Source organism: Actinomadura sp. DC4, from assembly GCF_030406325.1.
Lineage (GTDB): Bacteria > Actinomycetota > Actinomycetes > Streptosporangiales > Streptosporangiaceae > Actinoallomurus.
In genome coordinates this window covers 174,463-186,583 of record NZ_JAUEQY010000004.1, presented here as the reverse complement: position 1 = coordinate 186,583, position 12,121 = coordinate 174,463, and the positions used below count along the sequence as shown (strand labels likewise).

Below are 12,121 nucleotides of genomic sequence, written 5' to 3'. Positions count from 1 at the left end.
CCTCCCGGCCGCGTGCCGCGTCTCCTCCCGGTCGCGCCGGGCGCACCGTTGCGGCATGAGCGAACCTCCCGATCCTGATCCGGGCCGCCTCCGTCCCGAGCCGGCGCCGCCCCCGGTCGCGCCGGCCGACGGCACGCCGTACGGCCCAGGGCCCTGGCCCGTGTACGGCCGCTCCCTCGATCCGGCGGGGTACGAGACGGGCCTGGAGTACGGCGGGCGCTGGCGGCGCCTGATCGCCGCGTTCGTCGACGGTCTCATCGTCTACCTCGTCACCTGGCTGCTCACCGCGCCCGTTCTCGGCCTCGGCACGATGTACGAGGGCGGGTTCGCCCGCCGGACCGCGGCCAACCTCATCGCGGGCGTCGTGGCCTTCGCCTACTACGTCCTGCAGCACGGGCGATGGGGCCGGACGCTCGGCAAGCGGGTGATGAGCCTGCGGGTCGTACGCGCCGACGACGCCGACGCGATCAGCTACGGCCAGGCCGCCTGGCGCCTCCTGTTCGAGTACCTCGTCACCGTCGCCACCTGTGGGGTCGGTGGGCTGGTCGATGTGGCGTGGATCCTGTGGGACAAGCGGCGGCAGGCCCTGCACGACAAGGTCGCCCGTACGATCGTCGTCCGGGCCAGGCCCGAAATGCCTGATCCCTACGTCAAAGAGCACCGGTTTTAGAGATCCATTTGGTGTTTGGGCCTCTGACCAGCCACTCTTGACCGGTGAGTGCCCGCCGGATTGCCGCGAGCGTCCTCCTCCTCGCCACCCTGACGGGTTGCTCGGAGTCCGTCCGCGCGCCCGCGGCGGCGCCCCGCCCGGCCGAGCGTCCGGTGGCCGGCGCCGCCGGTCTCGGCGACCCGGTCGTTCCGGGCGACGGCAACGGCGGCTACGACGTCCAGCACTACGACCTCGACCTGCGGGTCACCCCGCGCGGCCGGCCCTCGCTGGCCGCGACCGCGACGATCACCGCCGACGCCACGCAGGCGCTGTCCCGCTTCGACCTCGACCTGACCGGGCTGACCGTGTCCAAGGTCACCGTCGACGGCGCGCCCGCCGCCTACAGCCGCGTCCCGGACAAACTGGTGGTCACCCCGGCGAGACCGATCGCCAGGGGCCGCTTCACCGTGGCCGTCGTCTACTCCGGCACGCCCGCCGCGGTCGACGACCGCCAGCTCGGCCGGTACGGCTGGATCCGTACGGGCGACGGCACCTTCGTCGGCGCCGAGCCGGACGCCGCGCACACCTGGTTTCCGGGCAACGACCATCCGCAGGACAAGGCCACCTTCGGCTTCCGCGTGACGGTGCCGAAGGGCCTGACCGCCGTGGCCAACGGCCAGTTGACCGGCACGGCCGCGTCCGGAAGGACGACGACCTACACCTGGCGGGCGCGCGACCCGATGGCGACCTACCTCGCGATGGTCGACGTGGGCCGGTTCAAGGTCCGCAGCGGGCGTACACCGGGCGGCATCCCCATCTACGTCGCGGTCGACCCGGCCGTGGACCCGGCCGGGCTCAACTCCTTCTACGACACGACGGCCAAGGTCACCGACGCGTGGGCCAAGCTGTTCGGCCCCTATCCCTTCGAGTCGACCGGCGGAGTGGTCGACGACGCCCCGGTGCAGTTCGCCCTGGAGACCCAGACGAAACCGGAGTACGTCGCGAGCATGGCCGCCGTCCCCACCGTGATCGCGCATGAGCTGTCGCACCAGTGGTTCGGCGACAGCGTCTCGGTACACCAGTGGGGCGACATCTGGCTCAACGAGGGGTTCGCGACGTACGCCGAGTGGCTGTGGGGCGAGCGGGAGGGCTCCGGCGACACGCCGCAGCGCGAGTTCGACGGCCGCTACGCCCAGCAGCACAGCGCCGACCTGTGGAACATCGCGCCGGCCGCGCCGGGGCGCTCCGCGCTGTTCGGCCGCTCCGTGTACGAGCGCGGGGCGATGACGCTGCAGGCGCTCCGCCGCAAGGTCGGTGACCAGCACTTCTTCGCGATCCTGCGCGCCTGGGTGGCCGAGCACCGCTACGGCGACGCGACGACACCGCAGTTCGTCGCGCTCGCTCAGCGGATCTCCGGCATGGACCTGCGCCACCTCTTCCAGGTGTGGCTGTACGACCGGGGGCGGCCGGTGAACTGGTAGTCCGCGCGCCGCCGCACCGCCGCGGATCTTGTAAACAGGCAGTCAGCCGAGCATGCTTTCCCCTGCGCCGTTCAGCCCGGAACAGGCGTGCATGCGATTCACACGACGGGAAGGTTCCGGATGGCGAGGATCACCTCGCGAGCCCTTTCGATCGCCGCCGCAGCGGCGGCGATCGGTCTGCTCGCCCCCATGGCGACCGCGAGCGCGAACGGTCACCGTGCCTTCACCCCTGGTGCGCCCGGCGCCGGCGACCCCTACTTCCCCGACATGGGGAACGGCGGCTACGACGCCCAGCACTACTCCCTCGGCCTGAAGTACGACCCGGGCACCAAGGCCATCGACGCCACCGCGAGGATCACCGCCCGCGCCACGCAGAACCTCTCCCGCTTCGACCTCGACCTCCTCGGGCCGCTGAAGATCAGCAGGCTCACCGTCGACGGGCACCGGGCGGCCTACACCCGGACCGGCGCCCAGGAGCTGGTCATCACGCCGGAACACGGCCTGCCACAGGGCCGGACGTTCACCGTCGACGTCGCCTACTCCGGCGTTCCGCAGCTGATCAACGACCCGTCGCTCGGCATCTCGGGCTGGATCCCGACCCACGACGGCGCGGTCGCGCTGTCCCAGCCGTTCGGGTCGGCGACCTGGTACCCCGTGAACGACACCACCCACGACAAGGCGACGTACGACTTCACCGTCACCGTGCCGAAGGGCCTGCAGGTGCTGGCCAACGGAGAGCCCGCCGGGACCGCCACGCACGGGGCCGAAACGACGTTCCGCTGGGACGACCGGCAGCCGACCGCGAGTGAGCTCGTCCTGCTGGCGATCGGCCACTTCGACGTACGCGACACGCACACGGCCACCGGGCTGCGCAACATCACCGGGCTCGACCCGGCGGCGATGGCGCCCGGCACCGGCGACGCCGACGCCTTCAACAAGGCCACCGCCGACGTGATCGACTGGGAGCAGGGCATCTACGGCCGCTTCCCGTTCTCCTCGACCGGCGGCATCGACGTGCTCGCGCCCAACGTCGGCTACTCGCTGGAGACGCAGACCCGCCCGGTGTACGCGCGGCGCACGGCGGGCGCGCTGCCCTCCGCGACCCTGCTGTCCCACGAGCTCGGCCACCAGTGGTTCGGCGACTCGGTGACGCCCTACATCTGGCGTCACATCTGGCTGAACGAAGGCTTCGCGACCTACACCGAGTGGCTCTACAGCGAGCAGCACGGCGGCCAGACCGCGCAGCAGCACTTCGACGCCGCGTACGCCTCGGCCGGCACCGACTGGACCGGCAAGGTGGCCGACCCGGGCCGCGACCACATCTTCGACGACCTGGTCTACACGCGGGCCGCGATGACGCTGCACCAGGTGCGCAAGGCCATCGGCGACAAGGCGTTCTTCGACCTGATCAAGGCGTGGCCGGCCCAGCACCGCTACGGCAACGACACGACGGCGGAGTTCACCGCCTTCGCCCAGCGGTACACCCACAAGGACCTGCGCCCCCTGTTCCAGACGTGGCTCTACACCGAGGGCAAGCCGAAGCTCTGAGGTCTGGTCCTTCCGCGAACGTCCCCGGCCCCGGCCGGGGACGTTCGTTTATTCAGTGCCCTGGCCTGCGACATCAGCCGGTGTCGCCGGGGGAACACTGATGGTGACCGGCTAATGGGGAGCCTTGGGGGGAATTATGGCTATGTGCGAGGTCTGCGGTAACGACTACGGCATGTCGTTCGAGGTCCACGCGCAGGGCGCCGTGCACGTGTTCGACTCCTTCGAGTGCGCGATCCAGCGCATGGCGCCGATCTGCGAGCACTGTCAGTGCCGCATCGTCGGCCACGGCGTCGAGGCGGGCGACCGTTTCTTCTGCTGCGCCCACTGCGCCCGCGAGTCGGGCGTACGGGAACTCGTCGACCACGCGTAGACCGTCTCGTCATCCGGCGCGGAGGAGCAGCACGGCGGGCACCGCTATCAGCGCGCAGGCGGCCCAGCCGAGCGCGGCGTACCCGCCTGCCGACAGCAGCAGCGTGGAGGCCAGGCTCGCGGCGGCCGCGATACTCCAGACGGCGGCGTCCACCGCGCCTTCGACGCTCGCCCGCGCGGAGGAAGGAAGCCCGCGGGCGAGCTGACCGCTGCCGCCGACGAAGCAGAGGTTCCAGCCGTAGCCGAGTAGGAAGAGCGCCCCGGTCCGCAGCGGGGCGCCGCCTCCGGACGCGGCGAGGGCGGTCGCGGCCACCAGGGTGAGCAGCCCACCGGACATGACGAGCCGGGCGCCGGCCCGGTCGAGCAACCACCCGGTGACCGGCGAGAACGCGAACATGCCAAACGTGTGCGCGGCGAGCGTCGTGCCCACGGCCCCCAGTCCCTGACCGTGCATGTGCATGTCCAGCGGCACCGCGGTCATGACGGCGACCATGACCATCTGCGCGACGACCATGACGGCCAGCGCCGTACGCGCCCCAGAGGCCCGTGCCACACTCCGCAACCGCGTCTTTCCGCTCGCCCTGTCGAGCACGGCGGTCCCGGTCACGCCGCCGCTCGCGGCGGTCGCGTCCGGCCCGTCGCGCGGCGTGCGGCCGGCCCCGGCGGAGTCCGGCGGATCCCGGCGGACGGTGGCGAGGGCGGCCGCGGCGCCCAGGGCGGCCACGGTGGCAAGGACGTACGGGCCGGTGAGCGGCGTCGCGCCGAGGGCGCCCGCGACCGTGCCCGAGGGGCCCAGCAGGAGCGGGCCGCCCACCGCGCCGATCGCGCCGGCCCACACGACCGTGCCGATCGCGAAGCCGCGCCGTTCCGCCGGATACAGGTCGGCGGCCGCGTACCGCGACAGCTGGGCGCCGGCGTTGCCAAGGCCGAGCAGCAGCATCCCGGCGCTCAGCAGGCCCATGTCACCGGCGGCCGTGTCAGTGACCGCTGCGGCCGCCAGTGCCCCACCACCCGCCGACGCCAAATATCCGCAGTTCAGACCGGCCTTCCGGCCATGGCGGCCCATCACGGCGGTCAGCACGAGCGCACCGATTCCGGTGCCCACGATGCCGGCGGTGTTCGGAACGGCGCCCCAGCGCTCACCGAGGCGGTCCCCCGCGGCGATCGTGCCGACCGCACTCGCCACCGCCATCGCGGCGTTCATCAACGCCGCGCCCGAGAACAAGGCGGTCATGACACGAGAGACAGAAGTTCGATGCACCCCTTAACGCTAGAAAACCGATTCATGCCGTGAAATGGCCGAATGACGGACTATTCGCCCCGCTGCTTATCGTGTGGAATGTAAAAGAGTGCCAGGGTTTCCACATGGACAGACCGCTCGATCGGACCGACTGGCGCATCCTCACCGAGCTGCAGCGCGACGGGCGCCTGTCGTACAACCGGCTCGCCCGGCTCGTGAACCTCTCCTCCCCCGCGGTCGCCGAACGGGTGCGGCGGCTGGAGGAGGCGGGCGTCATCACCGGATACGGCGCGCGGATCGACGTCGCCAAGGCCGGGCTGCCGCTGACGGCGTTCGTCCAGCTGCGGTGCGCGCTCGGCAGGTGCCTGCTCAAGACCACGACCGCCGAAGACTTTCCCGAGGTCACCGAGGTGCACAAGCTGAGCGGCGGCTCCTGCTCGATGCTCCGCGTCCGCGTGGCGTCCATGCGGCACCTGGAAGGGCTGCTCGAACGCATCGGCGAGCACGGCGAGCTGAACTCCCACATCGTGCTGTCGACGCAGTACGAGGGCCACGCGGTCGAGGCGCCCGCCGACGAGACGCGGCCGGTCACCGGCTCCAGCGGCTGGAGCCGGTGACCGGCCGGGCCGTCATGCGATGCCGAGCCCGGCCATTTTGTCTGTCAGGGCGGCGCGACCGGCCTCGAACGCCGCGCGCAGCAGGGCGCCGTCCGTTTCGAGCCGGCCGATGTAGGGAGCGGAGTCGTACGGCCGGACCGACATGACCGCCGGGCCCAGGGCGGCCTCGTCGAGGTCGTGCTCGGCCAGCAGGCGGTCGTCGCGGTCCAGCCGGACGTCCCTGCTCAGGAAGGTGGCTCTCAGCTCCGGGGAGTACGCGCGCAGGCCGACACCCGCGATCAGCCGGTCGCCGCGCGACGGCCGGGCGGCCGCGCGCGCCCGGTCCGCCGGCCGTCGCGACCGCAGCACGAGCACGTGGGTCGCCCCGTCCCGCAGCGTCTGCCGGAAGGGGATCGACTCGGCGAGCCCGGCGTCGTAGTAGGCGCGCCCGCCGAGACGGACCGGGCCGCCGGCCGGCAGCGGCAGCGCCGCGCTGGCCCGCAGCGCGAGGCGCAGGGTGGCCTCGTCGCTCACCCGGCTCCGCAGGTCGACCGCCGCGCCCGTCACGACGTCGGTCGCGAGCGGGTGGAACTCCACGGCGCTCGCCAGCACGGAGGCGTAGTCGAGCGGGAAGTCCCCGCGGTAGAGCACCTCGACCAGTCGCCGGACGTTCACCAGGGGACGGCCGAGCAGCACGTTGCGCCTGCGGATCATCGCGCGGGCGAAGGCGGGTTCGGCCCAGCCGTGCAGGCCCTCCGGGCGCGAGCTCAGCAGCCAGGCGGCCGATATCGCGCCTGCCGAGGCCCCGTACACGGCGCCGAAGAGCGGCAGCAGACCCAGCTCGTGCAGGGCCGGCGCCATGCCCGCCGAGACCGTACCGCGCATGCCGCCGCCGACGGCCAGGGCGACCCGGTGTCCGTCGGCCCGGCGGCAGTGTCCATCGGTCTCCCCCTCAAGGTGATCCGCCCACGTTAGAAGGAGGACCGGGTCTTCTGGAGGGCCGATACGGACGCGGGATATCGGGCCGATTTCCCGGCGGGCGGGGCTACGGCCGCGAGGGGCCGGCGCCCGCCCCCGAGGCGGTGATCGCGGCGGTGATCTCGTCGAGGTCGGCCTGGGCCAGGGACACGGCGTCCGCGCCGATCCAGCCGTCGACCTGGGCGGACGTGCGGGCGCCGACGATGGCCCCGGTGATTCCGGGCCAGGCCAGGACCCACGCGAGGGCGACCTCGGCGACGGTGACGCCGTGCCGCTCGGCGACGGGCCGCAGGCCGTCCGCGAGATCGAGGTTGGCGGCCAGCCTCGTGGTGAAGTCGTCGTGAGCGGAGCGCCAGTCGTCCGCGGGCAGACTCGCGACGCGTTCGGCGGAGAAGGCACCGGTGAGCAGCCCGGACTGCAGCGGGGAGTAGACGATCACGCCGGTGCCGTGGGAGCGGGCCCAGGCGACCTCGGCGGCGGCCGAGCGGTTGATCGCCGAGAACGGCGGCTGGATGACGTCGACGCGGGCGACTCGCTCGGCGGCGTCGAGCCGCTCGGGCGAATGGTTGGACAGGCCGATCGCGCGGACCTTCCCCTCGGCCTTCAGCTCGGCCATGACCTGCCAGTACTCCTCCAGCGGCGTGGCGTTCGGCGACACGGCCCCGGTGCCCTCACCGACGTGCTCCAGTGACTCGCCGGTGTCCGGCCAGTGCACCTGGTACAGGTCGATGTGGCCGACGCCGAGCCGCCGCAGAGAGTCCTCGATCTCGCGGCGCACGCTGGCGGGTCTCATGATCCGGCGGGGCAGGACCTGCGAGTCGGCCGGGTCCCACACCAGCCCGACCTTGGTGAAGACGTACGGGCGCTCGGCCTCGGGCAGGTCGGCGATGGCCTTGCCGACCAGCTCCTCGGCGTGACCGTGCCCATAGGCGGCGGCGGTGTCGATCCAGTTGACGCCGGAGGCGACCGCGTGCCGGATCGCGGCGATCGACTCGGCGTCGTCGGTGGCGCCCCAGCCGAAGCGCCAACCCGTTCCCGACACCGCCCAGGAACCGAAGCCGAGGCGGGTGATGTCCATTCCCGTGCCGCCGAGAGGAACGGCGGGCAGGTGCGTGGCGGTCATGACGAGTACTCCCTGGGAGATCTGGAGGCCGGTGATCCACCACTGTCGGCCGCCGTCGGCGGCCCGCCCAGTGGCGGCCCGTGCCTGGGCACGGCATGACCAGGCTGGGACGGCGGCACGGGGGACGGCGATCGGCATACTTGCCGTATGGCACTGGACAGACGTGCGGAGCTGGGCGATTTCCTGCGGTCCCGCCGCGCCCGGCTGCGCCCGGCCGAGCTGGGGCTGCCGGACTACGGGGGCCGCAGGAGGGTTCCCGGGCTGCGCAGAGAGGAGCTCGCCCGGCTGGCCGGGGTCAGCGTCGACCACTACGTCCGGCTGGAGCAGGGCCGTACGCTGCACTTCTCCGAGGCGGTCCTGGACGCGGTCGCGCGCGCCCTGCGCCTGGACCCCGTGGAGCGCGAGCACCTCTACCGGCTGGCGCGCCCCCGGCCGGAGCAGGAGCGCGGGGAGGGCACGCCCGAGCCGCAGCGGGTACGGGCCGGGTTGCGCCGCCTGCTGGACTCGGCGGCCGACGTGCCCGCCTACATCGTCGGCCGGAACACCGACGTGCTCGCCTGGAACCGCCTCGCCACGGCGTTGATCACCGACTTCGGGGCGCTGCCGCCGCGGCGGCGGAACCTGGCCCGCCTGGTGTTCTTCGACGAGGGGACGCGCGCCCTGTACGCCGACTGGCGCGCCAAGGCCAGAGACGTGACCGCGTACCTCCGGCTCGACGCCGGTCGCCACCCCGGTGACCCGAGCACGGCGGCCCTGGTCGACGAGCTCTCCTCCGGCAGCCCGGACTTTCGCGACGTGTGGGCCGAACACCGGCTCAAGGACAAGACGCACGGGCGATACGTCTACCTGCACCCGCTGGTCGGCGAGCTGGACCTCGGCTTCGAGGCCCTTCGCCTCCCCGACGACCCGGACCAGGTCCTGATCGCTCACACCGTCGAGGAGGGCTCGCCCTCGCAGACCGCCCTGCGGCTGCTGTCGGCGTGGGTCCCCGAGAGCCTGCCGTCGCGGTGAGCTCCGGTCAGCCGCCGGCCTTCTTGTACTGGCGGACGCCGAGGGCGAGGAAGACCAGCGAGATGGCGGCGATCCAGATAACGGACCGCAGCGCGGGCCCGGCGAGCGCCTGCCCGTGGCCGTAGAACATGGCGCGCAGCGCGTTGTTCATCTCCGTCACCGGGCTGTAGCGGACGACGCTCTGCAGCCAGCCGGGCAGGCTCGCCATCGGCACGAAACCGTTGCTCAGGAACGTCAGCGGGAAGATCCAGATCATGCCGGCCATCTGGGCCGCCTCGACCGTGCGGACGCCCAGCCCGATCACCGTGCCGATCGAGGAGAACGCGAAGGCGAAGGCGACCAGCAGCACGATGCCGCCCACCGCCGGAAGGAAGCCGCCCTGGAAGCGGAAGCCGACGGCATAACCGGCGCCGATCATGATGAAGAGGGTCAGCGTGTTGCGCGCGGCCTCGGCCACCAGCCGCCCGATGAGCACCGCCGAACGAGCCATCGGCAGCGACCTGAAGCGATCGATCAGGCCCTTCTGCAGATCGTCGGCGAACCCCGCGGCCGTGCCCGCCGTGGCGAACGCCATGGTCTGCACGAAGATCGCGGGCATCATGAAGTTCTTGTAGTCCATGCCCGGGACCTTGATGGCGTTCGCGAACACCACCGTGAACAGCAGGATGAAGATGATCGGCTGCATGATCGAGAAGAACAGCAGCTCCGGGATGCGCGTGGTGTGCTTCAGGTGGCGTCTCGTGATCACCACCGAGTCGCTCACGGCGTACGGAAGGCTCATGAGGACTCCTCTTCGGCGGCGTGGCCGGTCAGGGACAGGAACACTTCATCGAGGGTGGGGCGGCGGAACGCGAGGTCCTGCGCCTCGACGCCGGCGGTGTCGAGCTCGCGTACGACGTCGGCCAGGGCGCGGGTGCCGCCCTCGACCTGGACGGTCACCATGTGGGTGTCCTCGTCCACGACCGGCTCGGCGGTGGCGAGGGCGGCCAGCGCGGCGACGGCCTTGGGCACCTCGGACCGGTCGGCGACGATCAGCTCCACCCGCTCCCCGCCGACCTGGGCCTTCAGCTCGTCGGCCGTGCCCTGCGCGATCACCTTGCCGTGGTCGATGATGGCGATCTCGTTGGCGAGCGCGTCGGCCTCTTCGAGGTACTGGGTGGTCAGCAGCAGGGTCGTGCCCTCGCGTACCAGCTCGCGGATGATGTCCCACATGCCGAGGCGGCTGCGCGGGTCCAGGCCGGTGGTCGGCTCGTCCAGGAAGATGACCTGCGGCCTCGCCACGAGGCTGGCGGCGAGGTCGAGGCGGCGGCGCATGCCGCCGGAGTAGGTCTTGGCGACCCGGTCGGCGGCGTCGCCCAGGTCGAACTGCTCCAGCAGCGCGCCGGCGCGGTCGCGCGCGGCCCTGGCGCCCAGGTGGTAGAGCCGCCCGACCATGTCGAGGTTCTCCCGGCCGGTGAGGTGCTCGTCGACGGCGGCGTACTGGCCGGACAGTCCGATGACCTTGCGGACGGCGGCGGGGTCGCCGAGCACGTCGTGTCCCGCGACGGTGGCGCGGCCCGTGTCGGGCCGCATCAGTGTGGTGAGGATGCGGACGGCGGTGGTCTTGCCGGCTCCGTTGGGGCCGAGGAGGCCGAGCACGGTGCCGGCCGGCACCCGGAGGTCGATGCCATCGAGCGCGGTGACCTTTCCGTAGTGCTTTGCCAGCCCCTCGGCAACGATCATGTCCGACACGACGTCCCCCAGTGGAAAGATTGCGACATCCCGCTTGTTTACCAAGTGGCTATGACATCTCGGGATCGCGCAAGTCTTCCGGACGCCAGGTCCCCGCTCAAGGGAGTATTCCCACACGACCAATCGGCCGATAAGGGCATTTATGCGGACAGTCAGTTGAAGCTGAGCGTGTAACCCTCACGACGCAGCCGGCCGAGCACCTCGTCGCAGTGCGCCGGACCACGGGTCTCCAGATGCAGGAGCACCTCCGCCTCGTCGACGTTGAGGCGGGCCGCGACCCGCTCGTGCACGACGTCGAGGACGTTGACCTCCATCTCGGCGAGCTCGCCGAGCAGGTCAACGAGGGCGCCCGGATGGTCGCGCAGGCGGGCGCGGAACACCAGGTAGCGCCCTGCCAGGGCCAGGCCGTGCCGAAGAACCTTGGTCAGCAGCAGCGGGTCGATGTTGCCCCCGGACAGGACCGTGACGACGGGCGCCTCGAACTCCTGCGGGCGGTCGAGCAGCGCCGCGACGCCGACCGCACCGGCCGGCTCGACGACCTGTTTGGAGCGTTCTAGGCAGTTGACCATCGCCTCGGACAGCGACTCCTCCGACACCGTCACCACGGAGTCGACCAGCTTGGAGACCATCTCGAAGGTCAGGTCGCCCGGACGGCCCACGGAGATGCCGTCGGCCATCGTGGCGCTCGGCTCGACCAGGATGGGGCGGCCCGCAGCGAGCGAGGGCGGGAAGGCCGCGGCGCGCTCGGCCTGGACGCCGACCACGCGGACGTCCGGGCGTACCGCCTTGACCGCGGCGGCGATCCCGGAGATCAGCCCGCCGCCGCCGACCCCGACCACGATCGTACGGACGTCGGGGCACTGCTCGATGATCTCCAGGCCGACCGTGCCCTGGCCCGCCACCACGTCGGGGTGGTCGAACGGGTGGATGAAGACCGCGCCGGTCTTCTCCGCGTAGGCGGTCGCGGCGGCCAGGCACGCGTCCACCCCGGAGGGCTCGAACACGACCTCGGCGCCGTACGCGCGCGTGGCCACGACCTTGGGCAGCGGGGCCCCGGCGGGCATGAAGACGACCGCCTTGCTGCCGAGCAGTTTGGCGGCGAGCGCGACGCCCTGCGCGTGGTTGCCGGCGCTGGCCGCGACCACGCCGCGGGCGCGCTCCTCGTCACTGAGCCGCGCGATCCGGACATATGCCCCGCGCGACTTGAACGACCCGGCGCGCTGGAGGTTCTCGCACTTGAGGTGAACAGGGCCGCCGATCTTGGCCGAGAGCGAGCGGGACTCGAGGATCGGCGTGGTCACGGTGACGTCCCGCAGCAGTTCACGCGCCGCACGAATGTCATCGATGCCGACAGGACCACTCATGATTGAGAGTCTCCCACGCCCGGGGGCGCGG

Annotated in this window: 12 protein-coding genes; 6 read left to right on the top strand and 6 right to left on the bottom strand. The window is 71.9% G+C overall.

Annotated features, from left to right (window positions below; translation table 11 throughout):
* The first annotated feature begins 55 nt into the window (after window positions 1-55).
* The 4 genes from QWU11_RS08170 (at window position 56) to QWU11_RS08155 (ending at window position 4,048) form a co-directional block, all read left to right on the top strand.
* Window positions 56-670, top strand: a complete 615-nt coding sequence (locus QWU11_RS08170; protein ID WP_290104436.1) for an RDD family protein — start codon at window positions 56-58, stop codon at window positions 668-670.
* Between the two features lie 44 nt (window positions 671-714).
* A complete protein-coding gene (locus tag QWU11_RS08165; RefSeq protein ID WP_290104435.1) occupies window positions 715-2,130 on the top strand; it encodes a M1 family metallopeptidase in 1,416 nt (471 codons plus the stop codon).
* A gap of 120 nt (window positions 2,131-2,250) precedes the next feature.
* Window positions 2,251-3,678: a M1 family metallopeptidase gene (locus tag QWU11_RS08160; RefSeq protein ID WP_290104434.1), complete on the top strand. Its 1,428-nt coding sequence runs from the start codon at window positions 2,251-2,253 to the stop codon at window positions 3,676-3,678.
* 136 nt (window positions 3,679-3,814) lie between these two features.
* Window positions 3,815-4,048 (top strand): hypothetical protein, encoded by a 234-nt coding sequence (locus tag QWU11_RS08155; RefSeq protein ID WP_290104433.1) that lies wholly within the window; start codon window positions 3,815-3,817, stop codon window positions 4,046-4,048.
* Window positions 4,049-4,057: 9 nt separating this feature from the next.
* Here QWU11_RS08155 and QWU11_RS08150 read toward each other — a convergent pair whose 3' ends face one another.
* Window positions 4,058-5,281 (bottom strand): MFS transporter, encoded by a 1,224-nt coding sequence (locus tag QWU11_RS08150; protein ID WP_290104432.1) that lies wholly within the window; start codon window positions 5,279-5,281, stop codon window positions 4,058-4,060.
* Between the two features lie 131 nt (window positions 5,282-5,412).
* On the opposite strand from QWU11_RS08150, the gene QWU11_RS08145 reads away from it, so the two are divergent.
* Complete coding sequence (locus tag QWU11_RS08145; protein ID WP_290104431.1) at window positions 5,413-5,904, top strand: Lrp/AsnC family transcriptional regulator; 492 nt, start codon at window positions 5,413-5,415, stop codon at window positions 5,902-5,904.
* A 12-nt stretch (window positions 5,905-5,916) separates the two neighbouring features.
* On the opposite strand, the gene QWU11_RS08140 is transcribed toward QWU11_RS08145, so the two are convergent.
* Together QWU11_RS08140 and QWU11_RS08135 are read right to left on the bottom strand one after the other, a co-directional pair.
* Window positions 5,917-6,768 carry a patatin-like phospholipase family protein gene (locus QWU11_RS08140; protein ID WP_290104430.1) on the bottom strand — a complete coding sequence of 284 codons (852 nt, stop codon included), beginning with the start codon at window positions 6,766-6,768 and terminating at the stop codon, window positions 5,917-5,919.
* A gap of 160 nt (window positions 6,769-6,928) precedes the next feature.
* Entirely contained in the window at window positions 6,929-7,984 is a 1,056-nt protein-coding gene (locus tag QWU11_RS08135; RefSeq protein WP_290104429.1) for an aldo/keto reductase, read from the bottom strand.
* Window positions 7,985-8,131: 147 nt separating this feature from the next.
* On the opposite strand from QWU11_RS08135, the gene QWU11_RS08130 reads away from it, so the two are divergent.
* Window positions 8,132-8,995: a helix-turn-helix transcriptional regulator gene (locus QWU11_RS08130; protein ID WP_354670815.1), complete on the top strand. Its 864-nt coding sequence runs from the start codon at window positions 8,132-8,134 to the stop codon at window positions 8,993-8,995.
* Between the two features lie 7 nt (window positions 8,996-9,002).
* Here QWU11_RS08130 and QWU11_RS08125 read toward each other — a convergent pair whose 3' ends face one another.
* The 3 genes from QWU11_RS08125 to ilvA all read right to left on the bottom strand — a co-directional run bounded on the left by QWU11_RS08125 (window position 9,003) and on the right by ilvA (window position 12,090).
* Window positions 9,003-9,776, bottom strand: a complete 774-nt coding sequence (locus QWU11_RS08125; RefSeq protein ID WP_290104428.1) for an ABC transporter permease — start codon at window positions 9,774-9,776, stop codon at window positions 9,003-9,005.
* The gene (locus QWU11_RS08120; RefSeq protein WP_290104427.1) at window positions 9,773-10,717 is read right to left on the bottom strand and encodes an ATP-binding cassette domain-containing protein; all 945 of its coding nucleotides are present in this window, start codon (window positions 10,715-10,717) and stop codon (window positions 9,773-9,775) included. The genes QWU11_RS08125 and QWU11_RS08120 overlap by 4 nt, the downstream gene beginning before the upstream one ends.
* A gap of 161 nt (window positions 10,718-10,878) precedes the next feature.
* Window positions 10,879-12,090: a threonine ammonia-lyase gene (ilvA, locus tag QWU11_RS08115; RefSeq protein ID WP_290104426.1), complete on the bottom strand. Its 1,212-nt coding sequence runs from the start codon at window positions 12,088-12,090 to the stop codon at window positions 10,879-10,881.
* Between the last annotated feature and the right edge of the window lie 31 nt (window positions 12,091-12,121).